Source organism: Pseudomonas sp. P105 (assembly GCF_032614175.1).
In the GTDB taxonomy this organism is placed as follows: domain Bacteria; phylum Pseudomonadota; class Gammaproteobacteria; order Pseudomonadales; family Pseudomonadaceae; genus Aquipseudomonas; species Aquipseudomonas rhizophila.
Genome location: NZ_CP126693.1, coordinates 3,692,478 through 3,709,923, shown reverse-complemented (window position 1 = coordinate 3,709,923; position 17,446 = coordinate 3,692,478). Strand labels below are relative to the sequence as shown.

Here is a 17,446-nt window from a genome sequence, read left to right as displayed (position 1 = left end):
GACATCTCACGCTTGCGGAGAACAATAACAATGTCTCAAGACAACACCGCCTCTACTCGGGACTATCGCCTGACCGGCCCTGAAGCCGCACGCGCGGCTGAAAAAGGCCTTGTATCGGCCAGTTGGTACCAGTCGCCCATCTCCCGTCAACGCATGAAGCAACTGATGCAGCGCCGCGACGGTCCGGCCTTGCTCGACACCGCCATCTGGCTGCTGGCCCTGCTGATCACCGGCTTCGGCGGCTACTGGTTCTGGGGCACTTGGGCTTGTGTGCCGTTTTTTCTTGCGTATGGCGTTCTGTACGCCACCGCCTCCAACCCGCGCTGGCATGAAACCGGCCACGGCACAGCTTTCAAGACTCGCTGGATGAATGATGCGCTCTACCAGGTGGCGAGCTTCATGTGCATGTTCGAGCCCCATGTGTGGCGCTGGAGCCATGCCCGGCACCATACCGACACCATCGTCGTCGGCCGCGATCCGGAAATCGTCGAACCGCGTCCACCGAGCTTGTTCATGATGCTGCTGAGCCTGTTCCAGATCCCGTTGCTGCTGAAGACGATGGGGGGCGTGTGCCGGCACGCGGTTGGCAAAATGGATGCCCAGGAACAGACGTTCATCCCTGAGTCCGAATGGCCCAAGGTGTTCCTGGCGGCCCGTATCTGGCTCGTGATTTACGCCGTTATCTTTGGCGCGGCGCTTTACCTGCACAGCTGGTTGCCGCTGATGTATATCGGCCTGCCCATCCTGTATGGCGGCTGGTTGTCCTACCTGTTTGGCCTCACCCAACATGTAGGCCTGGCGGAAGACGTGCTGGACCACCGCAGCAACTGCCGCACCATCTATATGAACCGGGTACTGCGCTTTCTGTACATGAACATGAATTATCACCTTGAGCACCACATGTACCCGATGGTGCCGTACCACGCCCTGGCGCAACTCCATGAAGAGATCCGCCACGACTGCCCGCCGCCTTACGCCAACATAGGTGAGGCCTTCAAGGAAATCATTCCGACCCTCTTGAAGCAGCGCAAGGACCCGACGTATTTCGTGCGACGCCCCGTCGGTAGCTCAAGGCCTGCCACCGAAGCTCATCCACAGGCTGAAGCCACCCTGGGCTGACACCTTCCGGCTGTACCCCGAACAAGAGAAAACGCCATGAACGATCAATGGATCGATGTATGCGCCGTGGGCGAAATCAATGAAGAAGATGTCATTCGCTTCGACCACGGTCCGCATACCTATGCCATCTACCGCTCTGCTGATAACGAGTTTTTTGCCACTGCTGGCCTGTGTACTCACGAGTCGATCCACCTGGCTGACGGCCTGGTGATGGACCACGTCATCGAGTGCCCCAAGCACAACGGGCGCTTTGACTATCGCACCGGCAAAGCCTTGGGGGCGCCAGTGTGCGTCAACCTCAAGACCTTTCCGGTACGGGTCGACGCGGGGCGGGTTCTGCTCGCCATTTCAGCTTGACCGCCAGGAGTGCACGCCATGAATGCTCCACTGATTATCGTCGGCGCCGGCCATGCCGGTGGCCGCGCGGCGCTGACCTTGCGCGAGCAGGGTTATACCGGTCGGCTGATCCTGATCGGCGATGAACTCCATTTGCCGTACGAGCGTCCTCCGCTGTCCAAGGGCTTGCTGCAGGGCACGATGGACCTGGACGATTGCCGCCTGTGGAGGGATAGCCGGCTCACTGAACTGAACATCGAACACCTGGCGGGCAACCCGGTAAAAAGCCTGGATCCGCAGCACCACCGCCTGCAATTGACCGACGGACGTTGGTTGCCCTACAGCCGATTACTGTTGGCGACCGGGGGCAGAGCGCGTCGCTTGTCCCTGGTGCCTGAACCTCTGGCCAACGTGCTTTACCTGCGCACCCATGACGAAGCCCTGGCCCTGCGCAGCGCATTGATCCCCGGCACGCGCCTGGTGATCATCGGCGGTGGCTTTATCGGCCTCGAAGTCGCGGCAACGGCCCGAACCTTAGGCTGTCAGGTGACGTTGCTGGAAGCCGGGCCACGACTGGCCGGGCGAGTCTTGCCTGAAGCTGTGTCCCAGGCCTTGTTGGAATTGCATCGGCAACAGGGCGTAGACGTGCGGCTGAACGTAGCGCTTGAAAGGGTACAAGGCATCGAACGCGCTGAGGCGGTGCAACTGGTGGACGGCCAGGTGTTGCCCTGTGACTGGGTGGTAGTCGGTATCGGCATGCAACCCAACATCGAATTGGCCGCGGCGGCGGGGCTGGAAGTGGGCCAGGGGATTCGAGTCGATGCCCAGTTGCGCACCAGTGCACCAGACATCTTTGCTGCCGGCGATGTGTGTGAGTTTCGCCTGCACGCCGATGCGTTATTCCAGCGCCAGGAAACCTGGCGCAATGCCGAGACCCAGGGCCGTCACGCGGCATTGAATCTGTTGGGCGGCGAGCTGCCGTTCGAGGGTGTTCCCGGCTTCTGGTCTGATCAGTACGACTGGGGCTTACAGACGGTGGGCGTGATCCCACCGACGCCACCTTCGGCTGTTCGCACCTTGGCAGGCGGTGGTCTGCTGCTGTTCTACCTGGACACCGAGCAACGTCTGCAAGGCGCTTGCGGCTGGGGGCAGGGCAACAGCGTTGCCAAGGACATCAAGTTGTGTGAACGGCTGATTGCCAACCTGACTCCACTCTCTGTGGACGCATTGGCCGACGCCGATGTCTCGCTCAAACATCTGCTAAGGCCCTGACATGCGTGAATTCCTGGTATTTCAGTCCCTGTGGGCCATGCAAGATCACCGTGGTCAATGCGATCTTTGCCTGGAGGCGCAGGTGGAGAAGATTGCCGCTGCTGGCTTCGATGGGGTCACCGACCATTTCTGGGTCGCGCCACAGGCCGAACGTCTGCATGCCGCTGCCAAGGCGCAAGGCCTGCAAATCGAAGGTCAACTGTTCCCCCGCACCGTGAATGACTTGGCGCAAGCACTTGAGGTGGCCTCCCGTTACGGCTGCCACCACCTCACGCTGCAAGCCGACGTCCGGCCGCGCACGCTGGCACAGGCGATCACTCTGATCGAAGGCTGGCAGCGTCTGGCCGAGCAGGTGGACTTTCCGATCCTGCTGGAAACCCACCGCTATCGTCTCACCAGTGACCTGTTGTTCACCCTCGACTTGCTCGCGCAGATGCCCGACCTCAAGTTATTGGCTGACTTGTCCCATTACGTCGTGGGCCGCGAATTGCCTGAGTCGGCCGCGGCCGAAGACGACGAACAGATTCACACCATCTTGCGACACAGTTGGGGTTTTCACGGGCGGGTCGCTAATAGTGAGCAGGTCCAGGTGCCCTTGACCTTTACCCAGCATCGCCCCTGGTTGGACCGGTTTCTGGGCTGGTGGCGCTACGGAATCAAGGATTGGCTCGCGCGACCGAACACCCCCGCGAGCCTGTCCTTCACCTGTGAACTTGGCCCGCCACCCTATGCGATCACAGGGAGTGATGGGCGCGACATAACGGATCGCTGGGGCGAGGCGCTGCTGCTGAAGGAACTGGTGCGGGGTGTTTGGGATGAGTGTCAGCAGGGACAAGGTGCGCCCATTCCTTCAGGGCATGATCGGTAGTTCAATGAGATTCGGGCAGCCTGAGCGAATACCTTCTTCGACAGCTCCTGCAATATCGCTGGCGCGCTCGATCCTGCGGGAAGGGATCCCCATGGAAGAGGCGAGGGCCAGGAAATCGATCGCCGGGTCGCAGAGGTCCATGCCGATGAACTGGTGAGTGCTTGCACTCAGATAGTGCGCCTGGCTACGAGCGTAACTCTTCAAAATATTGTATTCGCCGTTGTTCATGACAACGAACGTGATCGGCAGCCGTTCATGCGCCGCCGTCCAGAGTGCTTGCGGTGAGTACATTGCCGAGCCATCACCGACCAGACAGACTACCGGGCTGCGGTCCAGGCCAAGCGACGTACCGACAGCCGCCGGCATGCCCCAGCCCAGGATGGCGCTGCGGGTAAAAAGATACTGGCGGGCCGAATGGGAGTCCAGGCAGGCACGGACATGAGGAATCGTGGCAGGTGCTTCGTCGACGATCCAGACGTCCGGCCCGATTGCCCGGATAGCCTCGTGGGCAGCCACGAAAGGCGTTGTCACCGGCGTGTTGAATTCGCGACTGACGCGAGCGACGACGTCGGCACGACGTGTATCGCGTTCTTGGCCTGCGACGTTTCGCAGCGTTGCGATTGCCTCGCTGTGTGGGACCAATTTCTTGTCCAATATCGGCAACAGCGTTTGCAAGGAGAGTCTTAAATCTCCGATCAGCCCTAGCGCTGTCTCGTGGACTCTGCCTAATTGGTGTCCATCGCCGGTCAATTGGATAAGGCGACAGTGAGAGGGAATAGCGGGGCCCTGGGAATATTGATAGCTGATCAACGAATGGCCGCCGAGCAGGAAGACTGCGTCGAAGTCAGAGAACGTCTCTCTGATATCGGAAGCCTTCGCAGGCAGCGTTCCCCGCCACTGCGGATGAGCCGTCGGAAACGGAATATGCCCGGGCCAGGATGGCCCGTAGACCGGCGCGCCGAGTGCTTCGGCGAGCTTCACGGCTTCAACTTCCGCGCTCGACTGGAACACTTCCTCTCCAACGATAATCGCCAGACAACCGGGGGTAATTGCCGCTAAGGCAGCGGCCAATTCCTCAATCGCCCCGGTCACGGCACCGCGCTCGATTCGCGATGGCGGGCCGGCCGTTACATCCGTGTGTTGCTCCATCACGTTTATCGGCAGGGAAAGGAAAACCGGACCGGCCGGCCCTGTGCGACAGTCCTGAAACGCACGACGCAGCAGCATCGGGATGTGTTCGGGATGATGAATTTCTTCCGCCCATTTGACGCTCGGTCGGGCGAGAGCGACGAGGTCTCCGTGGAGCAGCGGGTCGGTCACGCCATGTCGCGTATCTTGTTGGCCCGCCGTGACGACAAGCGGCGTATTCGCCATCTTCGCGTTGAGAATTGCGCCCATTGCATTGCCGAGTCCACCGGCCGTATGGAGGTTGACGAAGCCGGGGCGACCGGATGCCTGCGCATAACCGTCGGCCATCGCTACGACTGAGGCCTCTTGGAGGCCGAGGATGTATTGGATGTCTGAGGCGCCTGAGAGGGCGTCGAGCAAAGGCAGTTCGGTTGTTCCCGGATTGCCGAAGACGTAACGTACCCCCTCGCTGCGAAGCACTTCTACGAACAGGTCCGCGCCGCGTTGCCCGCGGCTGTTGAAAAAAACATTGGATCCTGAAGGCATGGCGCAGAACCTCATCTGATCTGGAAGCTTTAATTTAGCTGGCTTGCTGTGGCGACGGTTAGCTGGCTCCGGACCGAACCGTTACCCGTGGCCTTCAAAATCGCATTGCACAAGGCCCGGGCGACAGGTGCGTAACTGGTCTGGCTGGGCTGGCCGGCTTCGGGAGCCCCGGTGGGATTGATCAGGTGCACCGCGATCTGTCCTGGCAGCCATGAGACGAGTGGCCAACGGGTGCGATAGGCAGGTTTAGCCCGGGTATCTCCGAGGGTCGGCTCAAAATCGCAGGATGTCACGAACGCTATCCCTATCAGGCAAGCGCCTTCGAGCTGCGAGCGCACGCGACCAGGATTTTTCAAAAAACCCAAGTCCGCGACAACGACCGCGTCATGAATGATCAAGCGGCCTTCGTCGCTCACTTCGATATCGAGAACGACCGCCATGCAGGTCTGCGCGTCATAGTGGGCAGCGATGCCTTGCGCCCGACCCTGTCTTGGGGGCTTGCCCCAATGAGCTTTCTTTGCCGCTTCGGTTATAACGCTCCGCATTCGATGGCCGTCGACGCTTGATGAGTGCCGAGTGCCATCGTTCACCGTCGATGCCGGATCAATCAGCGAAAGCAGATAGTCCCTGTGATCCAGCTTGCAGGTTCGCACCTGCGCGGCCATGAATCGCTGTTCGGCGAACAGGCGGAGCAACTGGCCTTTTCTGTCCAGATTGCTGTCGAGCGTCGATTGCCAAGTAAATGGATCAAGAGCACTAGCGTGCGCATCAGGATGGCTCATTGCGTTTCTCCTTCCGGCGGATGGCAAGAGGTCCAGCTAAAGCGATGTGTCCTTGGTGCCTGTAACGCTGGCACCGTAGGGCAGTCATTGGGGGTACTTTAGGGGCAAGGATCTGACGTCAGAGTGACCGGAGGCTGACAGGAACATGTCAGGCGTTGGGCTGGTCGGCTTTGGTCCAGGCGTCGTTAGGAAACGCACGATAGACGTGCACCGGCGTCCCGGGTTCACGCACCAGGTCGATGTTAGTTCATGGATTTCTGAACTAACTATTTGCTACAGCCTATTCAATCATTTGTCACGATGGCCTTAGGATCCTCCACATGGGACCGCCGCCATCAGAGCAGCGGCCCGCAGCAGCCCCTTTTCGACTGCCCAGCAACGCCACCAGCCCAATCCGCCAGTGGCCCGACGCAGTCGAGAGGAATGCATGAAGCTAGAGATTTTCCGTACTTTATGGGGCTATACCGCCGGCCATTCATCCGCCCTGGATGAACTGCTCGCCGCCGGTTTTGATGGGATCGAAGCACGCCTGCCACTGCCGGCCAATGAGCGTGGCGAGTTCGGCGCTTTCCTGCGTAGCAATCACGTCCCCTACATTTGCACCCTGTTCAGTGCTTACGATGTCTTGCCTGATCAGCGCGCCACGCCTGCCCAGCACTTGGTCGACATCGATCGTAAGCTCGGCTGGGCCTCGGAGCTGACACCCCGTTTCGTCAATCTGCTTGCAGGCAATGATCGCTGGCTTCTGGCGCAGCAGGTCGAGTTCTTCGGTCAGGCCCTGGAGCTGGCCGCCAGGCATGGGGTGTTCTGCAGTTTCGAGACTCACCGCGCCCGCTCCCTGTATAGCCCTTGGGTGACTCTGGAACTGATTCGCCAACTGCCGGAACTGCGTTTCACCAGTGACATCAGCCATTGGGTGGTGTGCTGTGAGCGGTTACTGGACGACCCGGCCGACGATCTGTCGTCCTTCGTCGAGCGCGTTCATCACATTCAAGCTCGGGTCGGTTATGACCAGGGCCCGCAAGTTCCCCATCCCGCCGCCCCGGAATATGCCCGTGAACTGGTGTTTCACCAGCGCCACTGGGAGGCCGTCTGGGCTTCTCAATTTCAGCGCGGCTATGCAGTCAGCACCCTGACCCCGGAGTTCGGTGCCGACGGGTATCTGCATCACTTGCCCTTCACCAACATGCCAGTGGCCGATCTCTGGACCTTGAACCAGTGGATGGCGCGAACCGAGCGCGAACACTTCAACCGTTTTACCTGTGAAGGAGCCCACCATGAATAAGACTTCGCTGACCCAGGCCAACTTCAATCGCATTCCGGTGGTGAACATCGCCGGCCTCTTCAGTATCGAACTGGAGCATCGCCTTGCCGTGGCCGAGCAACTGGGTCGTGCCGCCAGCGATGTGGGGTTTCTGTACATCACCGGACACGGTATTGATCCGGCACTGATCGAGGGCCTGCGCCAGGCGAGCGAGGATTATTTCGCGCAGCCCCTGGAGACCAAGATGCGCCATTACATTGGTGCCTCGGAAAGCCACAAGGGCTTCGTGCCCGAAGGTGAGGAGGTGTACTCCAAGGGCAAGCCGGACCACAAAGAGGCCTTCGACATCGGTTTCGAAGTGCCGGTGGACGATCCGCTATTCCTGAGTCGAACGCCGCTGCTGGGCCCGAACCACTGGCCCGACGTGCCGGGTTTTCAGGCTGCAGTACAAAATTACTATCAGGCCGTGTTTGCCCTGGGCCGCCGACTGTTCGATGGCTTCGCCCTGGCCCTGGGCCTGGAAGAGGGCTACTTCGACGCACTGGTCACCCGGCCGCCTTCCAAGCTGCGGCTGATCCATTACCCCTTCGACGCCACTGCTGTGGATGCTCCCGGCATCGGCGCGCATACCGACTACGAGTGCTTCACCATCCTGCACGCCGATCAGCCGGGGTTGGAGGTGTTAAACGACCAGGATCAGTGGATCGATGCACCGCCAATGCCCGATGCGTTTGTGGTGAACATCGGCGACATGCTGGAAGTCATGACCGCTGGGACCTTTGTGGCCACCGCTCACCGAGTGCGCAAGGTGGCTCAGGAGCGCTATAGCTTCCCGCTGTTTTACGCCTGCGACTACCACACGCTGATCAAGCCGTTGCCGGCATTCATCAATGACGCTCAGGTCTACGAGGCGTTGACGATTGGTGAACGCATGTGGAGTCAAGCCCTGCAGACCTATCAATACCTGCGCAAACGCGTCGAGAACGGCGAGCTTGAACTGCCGTCCCGAGCCCGCAAGCCATCGAGCTTCGGTCGCTTGAAAAACACTGCCACTCATTCCTAAAAAAACCAACGGAGCTTCCCAACATGAAAACCCCCTACGCCTTGACCCGACTGAGTCTGCTCGCCGCTAGTCTGTTCTGTGCCAGTGCCGCCTTCGCCAGCACCGCGACCCCGGGTGTATTGAAGGTCGGTATGGAAATCACCTACCCACCGTTCGAGTCCTATGACGCGAACAAGAATGTGGTCGGCTCCGACCCGGAGTTGGCCCATTCCCTGGCCAAGGCAATGGGCGTCAAGGCCAACTTCGTCGATACCAAGTTTCCCAATCTGCTCAATGGCCTCAACGCCGGGCACTACGACGCAATCATCTCCGGCATGTACATCACCCCGGAGCGCCAGGCCCAGGCCCGGACCATTGCTTATGCCAACACCGGCGCGGCGATCATGGTGCCCAAGGGCAGTGAGTTGAACCCGCAGGTTCCCGAAGACCTGTGTGGCCTGAAAGTCGGGCTGGAGCAGGGCACCACCTGGGTCGGCAAGTTCCGTCAGTTGTCCAGCGACTACTGCGTCCCGAACAACAAGGGTGCCATCACCGTCAGTGAGTTTCCCTCGGCACCCGAGGTGACGCAGGCGCTGCTGTCAAAGAACATCCAGGCTCAAGTGGAAATTGCCGGCGCCGCGCACATGATCGCTCAGCGTACCAACGGCCGTGTGATCGTCAGCTCGCAGAAGTTGGTTTACCCGCAAACTTTGGGCATCTACGTCAAGAAAGACGCCGACGCGACCTATCAGGCGCTGGTCAAGGCGTTGGCTGAGAGCAAGGCCAACGGCGAGTACGCCGCCATTCTCAAGGCGTATGACCTGGAACCAGTCTCTGAGTAATGCCTGAAACCGCGCCCTCGATCGGGGGCGCGGCTTGCGCGAGGTGTCTATGCAATTCGATTGGGCTTACTTTTTTTCGCTGTTCTCCATGGCTGACTTCTGGGCGGCGAGCCTGACCGTCATCGAACTGAGCACCCTGGCCTGGTTTCTGGGCATGCTGCTGGGTTTCGTCCTGGCATCGGCCAAACTGTCGAGCGTGCGCTGGCTGCGCATACCCGCATCACTCTACATCTGGTTCTTTCGCAGCATTCCGCTGCTGGTGCTGGTGGTCTTCGTCTACAACCTGCCGCAGTTGCTGCCCGGTGCCGGGCCGGTGCTGTCGGTGCCATTTTATTCCGGCCTGTTGGCGCTGGTGGTCACTGAGGCCGCCTACATGGCAGAAATTCATCGTGGCGGGCTGATTTCGATCGCCAAGGGCCAGAAGGAAGCGGGCCGTGCCCTGGGACTCGGGCTGCTTGGCGTGCAGCGGCTGATCGTTATTCCTCAAGCGTTTCGTATCTCACTGCCGACGTTGATTAACGAATACATCACGGTGGTCAAACTGACCTCGTTGATCTCGGTGATTTCACTGACCGAACTGCTGACTGTCGGCCAGCGCCTGTATGCCCAGAACTTCCTGGTTATGGAGACCCTGGCGGCTGTGGGCGTGTACTACGTGCTGATCGTTACAGTGTTTGGCTTTGCCTTGCAGCGTCTGGAACGTTACCTGGACCTGAACCTGCGTACACCGCAAACCCTGGAGAGCGCCTCGACACAAGTGCTGCGTGACAGTCTGGCACCTAGGGTATCGAGCAAGGTCAGCCTCCCAGCCAAAGGTGCGGCCCCGGCCCTGCACCTGCAGGACGTGCACAAACGCTACGGCGATCATCATGTACTCAAAGGTATCGACCTGAAGGTGCAAAGCGGCCAGGTGATTTCCATCATCGGCCCGTCCGGCTCCGGCAAGACCTCGTTGATCCGCACCATTAATGGCCTGGAACGCATCGATCAGGGTGAAATCCTGTTGTTCGGGGAGGGCTTCATTAATGCCGAGGACAAATCGGATGACTCTCGGGTTCGTCAGGGCGTGCAGCGCATCGGCATGGTGTTCCAGAACTTCAACCTGTTTCCGCACCGGACACTGTTGGACAACATCAGCCTCGCCCCTCGTTATCATGGCGTCAGCCGCACACTGAGCGAGCAACGGGCCTGCCAGCTGCTCGACAAGGTCGGCCTGCTGGCCCACGTTCACAAATATCCGCATCAACTGTCTGGCGGCCAGCAACAACGTGTGGCGATCGCCCGGGCCATGGCCATGGACCCGGACATCCTGCTGTTTGACGAACCGACCTCGGCGCTGGACCCGGAACTGGTCGGCGAGGTACTTACGGTGATCGCCGACCTGGCTCGCGAAGGCATGACCCTGCTGATTGTCACTCACGAAATGGAGTTTGCCCTGTCGATCTCTGACCGGGTGATTTTCATGGAAAACGGCAACGTGCAGCTGGATGCCTCGCCACAGGCAATCCGCGAAGGGCATGGCGCCCAACGGGTGCGACGGTTTATCGGGTTGGAAGAATCAGAGGAGGAGCGTTGCCTGTTGATGAGCTGAATTGAGCGCGTTTGGTCGCATGATCCGCTTTATGCCGTGGGCTTTTGACCGTCCCATGGGGGTGTTTGGCCTGCCGGTGCAAGTTCATTGCGGTCGTGGCTGCCAATGCGATAAGGAGATTGCAAAGCCCAGATGAGCCGGCGATGAAAGCTGCCGGCTCTTTTGGGTCACTCGGTTTTACGATATCGGTCGCAGGTAGATACCGTTGCTCAGATTTTGCTTGAGCTGCTGGCTCGTCTCGTCCGCCAACACTTCCGGCTGGTCGTTGGCAACGCCATCCAGTGCGCGCTGGACCACATCGTGAGGGTTTGCCTTTGGCACGCCTTCGATACCGCGCGTCATGTCGGTGTCCACGAATGCAACATGCACGCCCACGACCAGGGTGCCCTGACTTGCCAATCGCAGGCGCAGGCCATTGGTAAGCGACCAGGCCGCCGCTTTGCTTGCCGAATAGGTAACGGTGGTGGGCAGGTTGATCCAGCTCAGGGCCGAGTGCATGTTGACGATTGCACCACCGCCGTTGGCGGCCAGGATCGGTGCGAAAGCCAGGCTGATGGCGAGCGGGGCGACCGCGTTGGTCTCGAACTCGTGGCGAAGGGTTTCCAGGCTGATGCTGTCATGTGCTTCGCCGCTGATGCCGGCGTTGTTGATTAGCAGCGTGAGGTCGTGCGCCTGTTCAGTCGCCGCCGCGATATCCTCGGGACGGGTCACGTCGAGTTTGATTGGCACCACGTTGGCCTGGGCTTCGAGAGTGGCGGGGTCACGTGCCGCGGCATAGACCTTCGCGGCACCCGCCGCGAGCAGTGCTTGCACGAAGGCCTTGCCCAACCCACGGTTGGCGCCGGTCACCAGCGCCACGCTACCTTTGATCTGCATGTTGATTCTCCAGTTGTTGGTCATGACGCAAACAAGAAACGACGCCTCAGCGCTTTAGCGTGTTTATTTCGCGAGACTGCCCCTTAGAAGGAACAGCGCCAGCGCGATCAGACAGGCTGTCGTCTGGACACCGCCCAGTGCTGTAACCGGTGCAAGCGTCAGCACCGAGACCAGCCAGGTTGTCAGGGCAGCCGCCCCCATGGAAACAAAGCCCAGCAGGGCGGAAGCCATCCCGGCTTCCTTACCAAAAGGTCCCATGGTGATGGCCGTGCCCAGCGGATTGGCCAGGCCCATGCCCCAGAGAAACGTGACCATTGAAAGGGCATACCACCCAAGGCTCGGATCGGCCGGACCTGCGAGCAGGAGCCCTCCGCCCGCCATGGCACAGGCAATGCCCAGCGTGGTAATGAGTCTCGGGCCGTAACGGTGCGCCAGGCGCGGGGCCGCCATGCCGGCTGCGAACACAACGAATACCGTGCAGGCGAAGTACAGGCCCGTTTGCAGCGACGTCAGGCCGATCCCTTTCATCAGAATAGCGGGGGCGGCGGCGAACGATGCGAACAGTCCGCTCATCAGCAGGCTCATCGAAAGGGCTGGCAGGATGAAGCGCTTGTCCAGCGTCAACCGCCGATACGCGAGCACCACGCTCTTGGCTGAATGCGGCGCGCGGCGGTCGGCGGGATGGGTCTCGCCAAGGCCGCGAACGTAGAAGAAGGCGAGCGCAACGGCGGCCAGCCCTACCAGGATAAAAATCGCCCGCCATCCAAGCGTGACCGACAGCAGGCTACCCGCCAGTGGTGAAAAACCTGGTGCAGCGGCGGTGGCAATCATGGTCAGCGACAACGCGCGAGCGAGTGCCTCTCCCTCAAATAGATCCCGTGCAATTGCGCGCGACAGCACTGAGGCGGCACACACGCCCAATGCCTGGATGACGCGTCCTGCAATCAGCGTATCGAGGGTGTTGGCAAGGCCTGCGATGACGGTGCCCACCACGAAGATCGCGAGTCCGCCCAACACCAGCTTCTGGCGCCCATAGCGGTCAGCCAGTGGCCCGACCACCAACTGGCCCAGTGCGAAGGTGATGAAGAAGCTGGATAGCGTCAGGCCAAGCGCGCGGGCGTCCACTCCCAGGTCTTCACCGATGACGGGGAATGCCGGGAGGATGATGTTGGTGGAGAGCATACCGATAGCAGCCAGGCCAGCGAGCAGTGCCACGATTTTTCCGGTCAATGGCTGGATGGCCTGGACGGGGGCATTCACAAAAGTTGTCGTCATGGATTTACATCCCTTGGCGCTTATGGAAGCGGTAGTCGTGGAATTGGCCGTCAGGCGGAAGTCGGCCCGCACTCTGGCTACGGCGTATGATGGTTGTCATATTTTCAGCCAAGCATGATGATCATCATGTTATTCGTCAAGCATAAATATCGAGGTCCACCGATGAGATATCCTGCAAGCCAGACTGCAGAACGGCGCGAGAAAATCCTTGAGGAGGCCTCCCGGTTGTTTCGCGGCAAGGGCATCGCAGGGGCGAGCATTGCGCAGGTCATGAAGGCATCGGGCCTGACTCATGGCGCGTTTTATGCGCACTTCGATTCGAAGGATGCGCTGGCTTGTGCCAGCCTTGAGCATGCGATGGACCAGTTGGCGCTACGGTTGCGCGACACTGTCTCCAGCAGCGATACACCCAAGCAAGCCTTTCTGGACAGGTACCTAAGTCAGGGTCACCGCGACCACCCGGAAGCAGGCTGCGCAATGCCTGCGTTGGCCATTGATGTCGCACGCGAACCGGGGATGCGGCGTTCGTTCACGAGCCGGGTCGCCGGAATGATCGAGTCGTTCAGCGCCAGTCTTCCCTGGCGGCGTGACCGATCCAGGGAAGACCAGGCGATCGGTTTCATGTCGGCGATAGTCGGCGCCATGGTGCTCGCCCGAGCGGTCGACGATCAACCGCTGTCCGACCGCATTCTTCAAGCGACACGTGACGAACTGCTTGCGGGTGAGCAGGCTGGGGCAGCAGCAGCACAGGCTTTGGACAATATCCCCGACATCAGCCGACCCGTAGCCCGGAAAATATCTAGTGAGCTAGATAATGTTGAGCTACAAAAGCGAGTTCCTGCCAAAAAGGCTGCAGTGCAACGGGAAGTCGGAACCCAACTGTCCTTTGCTCTGTACGGTGCCGCCAATCGGATGATTCGCCTGCACAAACCCTTGCTGGAGCCCCTTGGGCTGACGTTCCCCCAGTACCTGGTCATGCTGGAACTGTTCACGGACGCGCCCAGGACCGTGGGCGATCTGGGCGCTGCACTTGGGATGGATACCGGGACGATCACGCCCTTGCTCAAGCGTCTTGAAGCGTCGGGCATGGTGACTCGAGCCCGCGACAAAAGCGACGAACGCCGCGTGCTGATTGCGCTTACCGACGCTGGGGAAGGCCTGCGCGAAGAGCTTTGGGCCGTCACGGACAAGATCAAGACCGCCTGTCAACTGACTGAGGATGGGTTGGAAGCTCTTCGCGGCACGCTTAAGGCTTTTGCGCGTCCCGCTGGCGAATGAGGGCAGCCCTCCCGAAGATAGGCGTCGATGCGGCAAGTGCATCCTTCACGTCCAACCGTTTAGGCAACAGCTTGTTGGCATAAAACAGATCTGCTGTGGCCTGCTGCGCTTCGATGATTTTTTCATCCATGGGCAGTACCGGTGACGGCTGCCGATTATCCACGTAACGAGCGATCACGGCTTCGGGCAGCCCCATGGATTGAGTCAGCACCCGAAGGCTTGCTTCTCGTTGGCTGCGAGTCAGGGCTTCGGCTGCGGTAAGCTCATCGTTTCGCGGGTAACGCGATACCTAATTCAATGTGTCAAGATTCGGCCACCAAGGATGAGTACCCATCGAATATGCCTAGCCTGACCTCCAATGCCGATTTCATGCAGCTTGCCCTTGCCCAAGGGCGCTTAGCCTTACCTGACTGCCTTCCAAACCCGCCAGTAGGTTGCGTGCTGGTAAACAGCGGGGTCGATAAAGTTTTTGTTGGATTGCTTGATCCCGATCCAAGAAACTCGGGAGCGGGCATAAGAATGCTACGAGATGCAGGCATTACAGTCGTTGTCGGCTTACTGGCGGAGGAAGCTGCTGAGGACTTAGCTGATTTTTTGGTAAGTAATTGCGGTGGATCGTTGGATCGCAATGATCAGCAAATCGTTAGTCCCTCAGCGCAAGGTGGGATGCCCGGACGGTTACATTGAAAAGTATGTGGCTGGCGACGATCGTTGCTTGCGTCATCAGTGTGAGCTTTTGGCTGGCGGCGTCATGGTTGGCCGGAGTGAATGAGCCTTGGGACGCGCAATGTTATTGGGCTGTTCTATATCCTGCGTCCCTGGCGCTGACATTGACGCTTGGTCTGCTGTTTCAAAAACGCGGATGGCTGGCAGGCCCTATCGTAATGTTCGGGCAGATTCCGTGTGTGATGATGACATCTGGAGCGGGGCCGCTACTGGCAGTTGGCATTTTGTATTGCATTTTGCTTTCGATCCCAGCAGTGATGCTGTCTTGGGGCACGTGCGCGATCTATCGGCGGCTCGCCGCTAGCTGATGCAGATCGAACCGTGGTGAGCGCGCGGGGCGCAATTGTCCAGACGAACCAGCGCATCCCCTTGTCTCGATTCTGCTGGGGAACGACCCCCTGTGCTTGTAAGTCTACCTGTATCTACTCATTGGTAAGGTACAGCGCAATGGATAAGACAATCACCGTGGATCAACTGGCTACCACTGACCTTGGATCATTCAATGAGATATGGCTCGGCGGGACTCATACCCAGCTATGCCTGTGGCGTGGCGCCCAAGTCTTCACTCACGAAATGCTCAGCGAAGGCACTCACGATCAGAATGTCCGACGCCTGTGCTTGCAGTTGGTCAACCCTGACGATCAGGCCGCAGTGGCCAGCGTTGAGCTGATTGCGCGCGAACGGCTGAAAAAGATGGGGAAGGAAGGCGAGTTTTATCCGGCTGAGGAGGCGGACACCCATCAATAGTCGCTCTGCAGTTCTGATAAAAAAAAGGAATACCGGCTAGTCATGAGGGTCTCAGTACGTCACATGATTTAGTGGCTACTGCCCCAGCGACCATCGCTTCTGGCCTAGAGTGTGGCCTCTCAACAACGATCCCTATCGTTGTCTCCCGATTGTTTGCCCCTGATTGTTCCACTGTTGGTCATAACCAACGAAATATCGCAAACGCCTCATTAATTGAAAGTCATTATCATTTGAGATATTCTCGCGGTTCTTCCTCGCTTGAGTCGCTTGCGTGTCCTGGCCACCTGATCCTCATTCCGCTGACGGCGAGTTCGAGAGCCATTCGAGCGAACTGCTGCGCTTCCTCACGCGGCAGGTGAAGTGCGCAGAACTGGCGGCCGACCTGCGCCAGGAGACTTGGTTGCGCTTTCGTCGGCGCGAGTCCGGGAAGGAGATCGGCAATCTTCGTGCTTTCCTCTATCGCATCGCGCGCAACCTGATCATTGACTACCGCCGTCAGCAAAAATCGCGCCCTGTCGAAGAGGAGATATCCGTCGAATTGGTCAGTGCCCAGCCTGGTCCGGAGCGAGCGGCAAGCGACGCCCAGCGCCTGGAGCTATTGCAGCGCGTGGTCCAGGATTTGCCACCGCATCTGCGTCAGGCGTTGTTGTGGAATCGCCTGGACGGGCTGACCCAGCGTGAGATCGGCGAGCGCCTGGGTGTCTCGGAAAGCATGGCCGGACGTTATATTTTGAAGGCCCTCGAACACTGCCAGCAGCAGATGGACCCGCAGCCGTGATTCATCCTTCGCTTCTCGATCAGGCCCGGCAATGGCAGGTGTTGCTGCATTCTGGTCGCGCCACCGCTGCCGATCGCGAGGCCGCGCAGGCCTGGCGCCAGGCGGCGCCCGAGCACGAGCACGCATTTCGTGAGGTGGAAGGGCTGTGGTCGTTGCTCGGCCAGATAGAACGTCCGGCCGAGCAGCCTCAGGTGCGCGTGATGCGTCGCCATCGACGTTGGGCGACTCCACTGGCCTGCGCCGCGATGCTGTTGCTCGCCCTGTGGCTACCGCGTGGCACCTGGATTGGCCTGTATGCCGATATCAGCACTCAGCCGGGGGAGGTGCGCGAGTTGCGTCTGGCAGATGGTTCGCTGTTGACCCTCAACGGTGATTCGGCGCTGGACTGGCAGTTTGTCGACGGTCGCCGCGAGGTCAGGCTGTACCGCGGCGAGGCGGATTTCCAGGTAGCCCATGACCCGGCTCGGCCGTTCACTGTCACTGCCGGCGAGGCGCGTATACGCGTCACCGGCACGCGCTTTGATGTGCGTCTGGAGGAGGGCGGTGTCGACCTCGCGATAAGTGAGGGCCGAGTGCTGGCCTCCAGCGAGGGGCGCGAGCCGCTGACGGTGGTCGGCGGGCAGCAGGTGCAGTGGCGCGACGGGGAGTTGCAGGTGCCGCAGGCATTGGATGCGCGCCAGCGCTTGGGCTGGCAGCGCGGCAAGCTGATATTCCGCGACCGGCCACTGGAGCAAGTGTTCGCCGAACTTGAGCGCAGCCAGTCTGCGCGCGTGCTGTTTGTCGACGAAGCCGCTCGCAGGGTACAGGTGACCGGCGTGTTCGCCCTTGACGATCCACAGGCGGTGTTAAGTGCTGTTGAAACCACCTTGCCTGTGCGTCTGGTGCGCTTGCCGGGGTTGATTCTGGTCGCGTCACGCCGCTGAGACTCGCGCCGCGCCCGGGCCTTCAAGAAAACAGAAAATATTTAGGCGGCGAT

General features: G+C 59.9%; 17 protein-coding genes and 2 pseudogenes. 14 read left to right on the top strand and 5 right to left on the bottom strand.

Features of this window, described 5'->3' with window-relative positions; translation table 11 throughout:
- The first annotated feature begins 30 nt into the window (after positions 1–30).
- Genes QOM08_RS16515 through QOM08_RS16500 form a run of 4 tightly spaced genes read left to right on the top strand, consistent with a single transcriptional unit; the run spans position 31 to position 3,595 of the window.
- Positions 31–1,119 carry a fatty acid desaturase family protein gene (locus tag QOM08_RS16515; RefSeq protein ID WP_047229686.1) on the top strand — a complete coding sequence of 363 codons (1,089 nt, stop codon included), beginning with the start codon at positions 31–33 and terminating at the stop codon, positions 1,117–1,119.
- A 36-nt stretch (positions 1,120–1,155) separates the two neighbouring features.
- The gene (locus QOM08_RS16510) at positions 1,156–1,476 is read left to right on the top strand and encodes a MocE family 2Fe-2S type ferredoxin (protein ID WP_047229685.1); all 321 of its coding nucleotides are present in this window, start codon (positions 1,156–1,158) and stop codon (positions 1,474–1,476) included.
- Positions 1,477–1,494: 18 nt separating this feature from the next.
- A complete protein-coding gene (locus tag QOM08_RS16505) occupies positions 1,495–2,727 on the top strand; it encodes an NAD(P)/FAD-dependent oxidoreductase (RefSeq protein WP_076384094.1) in 1,233 nt (410 codons plus the stop codon).
- Between the two features lies 1 nt (position 2,728).
- Positions 2,729–3,595: a sugar phosphate isomerase/epimerase gene (locus QOM08_RS16500; RefSeq protein ID WP_316911824.1), complete on the top strand. Its 867-nt coding sequence runs from the start codon at positions 2,729–2,731 to the stop codon at positions 3,593–3,595.
- Here QOM08_RS16500 and QOM08_RS16495 read toward each other — a convergent pair.
- Complete coding sequence (locus tag QOM08_RS16495; RefSeq protein ID WP_139049721.1) at positions 3,578–5,269, bottom strand: thiamine pyrophosphate-binding protein; 1,692 nt, start codon at positions 5,267–5,269, stop codon at positions 3,578–3,580. The two genes, QOM08_RS16500 and QOM08_RS16495, sit on opposite strands and share 18 nt — an antisense overlap.
- Positions 5,270–5,298: 29 nt before the next feature.
- The gene (locus tag QOM08_RS16490; protein WP_188251088.1) at positions 5,299–6,051 is read right to left on the bottom strand and encodes a hypothetical protein; all 753 of its coding nucleotides are present in this window, start codon (positions 6,049–6,051) and stop codon (positions 5,299–5,301) included.
- A 427-nt stretch (positions 6,052–6,478) separates the two neighbouring features.
- On the opposite strand from QOM08_RS16490, the gene QOM08_RS16485 reads away from it, so the two are divergent.
- From QOM08_RS16485 to QOM08_RS16470, 4 genes are read left to right on the top strand one after another with little or no spacing between them, the layout of a single operon-like run.
- On the top strand, positions 6,479–7,336 hold the full coding sequence (locus QOM08_RS16485) for a sugar phosphate isomerase/epimerase family protein (RefSeq protein WP_316911823.1): 858 nt from the start codon (positions 6,479–6,481) through the stop codon (positions 7,334–7,336).
- Positions 7,329–8,378, top strand: coding sequence for an isopenicillin N synthase family dioxygenase (locus QOM08_RS16480; protein WP_316911822.1), 1,050 nt, complete (start codon positions 7,329–7,331; stop codon positions 8,376–8,378). The genes QOM08_RS16485 and QOM08_RS16480 overlap by 8 nt, the downstream gene beginning before the upstream one ends.
- Before the next feature lie 23 nt (positions 8,379–8,401).
- Positions 8,402–9,199, top strand: a complete 798-nt coding sequence (locus QOM08_RS16475) for a transporter substrate-binding domain-containing protein (RefSeq protein WP_139049724.1) — start codon at positions 8,402–8,404, stop codon at positions 9,197–9,199.
- A 49-nt stretch (positions 9,200–9,248) separates the two neighbouring features.
- Complete coding sequence (locus QOM08_RS16470; RefSeq protein ID WP_316911821.1) at positions 9,249–10,790, top strand: amino acid ABC transporter permease/ATP-binding protein; 1,542 nt, start codon at positions 9,249–9,251, stop codon at positions 10,788–10,790.
- 177 nt (positions 10,791–10,967) lie between these two features.
- Here the strand turns inward: QOM08_RS16470 and QOM08_RS16465 are convergent, their stop codons facing one another.
- Both QOM08_RS16465 and QOM08_RS16460 read right to left on the bottom strand, forming a co-directional pair.
- Positions 10,968–11,666 carry an SDR family oxidoreductase gene (locus tag QOM08_RS16465; protein WP_047229677.1) on the bottom strand — a complete coding sequence of 233 codons (699 nt, stop codon included), beginning with the start codon at positions 11,664–11,666 and terminating at the stop codon, positions 10,968–10,970.
- A 63-nt stretch (positions 11,667–11,729) separates the two neighbouring features.
- Positions 11,730–12,941, bottom strand: coding sequence for a multidrug effflux MFS transporter (locus QOM08_RS16460; protein ID WP_305466191.1), 1,212 nt, complete (start codon positions 12,939–12,941; stop codon positions 11,730–11,732).
- Positions 12,942–13,055: 114 nt separating this feature from the next.
- Here QOM08_RS16460 and QOM08_RS29145 point away from each other — a divergent pair.
- A pseudogene (locus QOM08_RS29145) lies at positions 13,056–13,265 on the top strand (TetR/AcrR family transcriptional regulator); the annotation flags it as partial.
- Positions 13,266–13,853: 588 nt separating this feature from the next.
- The gene (locus tag QOM08_RS29140; protein WP_410479146.1) at positions 13,854–14,219 is read left to right on the top strand and encodes a MarR family winged helix-turn-helix transcriptional regulator; all 366 of its coding nucleotides are present in this window, start codon (positions 13,854–13,856) and stop codon (positions 14,217–14,219) included.
- On the opposite strand, the pseudogene QOM08_RS16450 reads toward QOM08_RS29140, so the two are convergent.
- Positions 14,188–14,487 (bottom strand): annotated as a pseudogene (locus QOM08_RS16450) (hypothetical protein); the annotation flags it as partial. The gene QOM08_RS29140 and the pseudogene QOM08_RS16450 overlap by 32 nt on opposite strands.
- A gap of 71 nt (positions 14,488–14,558) precedes the next feature.
- On the opposite strand from QOM08_RS16450, the gene QOM08_RS16445 reads away from it, so the two are divergent.
- From QOM08_RS16445 to QOM08_RS16430, 4 genes are all read left to right on the top strand, one after another.
- Positions 14,559–14,906 carry a hypothetical protein gene (locus tag QOM08_RS16445; protein ID WP_188251092.1) on the top strand — a complete coding sequence of 116 codons (348 nt, stop codon included), beginning with the start codon at positions 14,559–14,561 and terminating at the stop codon, positions 14,904–14,906.
- Between the two features lie 486 nt (positions 14,907–15,392).
- Entirely contained in the window at positions 15,393–15,692 is a 300-nt protein-coding gene (locus QOM08_RS16440; protein WP_188251093.1) for a hypothetical protein, read from the top strand.
- Positions 15,693–15,963: 271 nt separating this feature from the next.
- On the top strand, positions 15,964–16,470 hold the full coding sequence (locus QOM08_RS16435; RefSeq protein ID WP_076384100.1) for an RNA polymerase sigma factor: 507 nt from the start codon (positions 15,964–15,966) through the stop codon (positions 16,468–16,470).
- Entirely contained in the window at positions 16,467–17,393 is a 927-nt protein-coding gene (locus QOM08_RS16430) for a FecR family protein (protein ID WP_316911819.1), read from the top strand. The genes QOM08_RS16435 and QOM08_RS16430 overlap by 4 nt, the downstream gene beginning before the upstream one ends.
- The last annotated feature ends 53 nt before the right edge of the window (positions 17,394–17,446 follow it).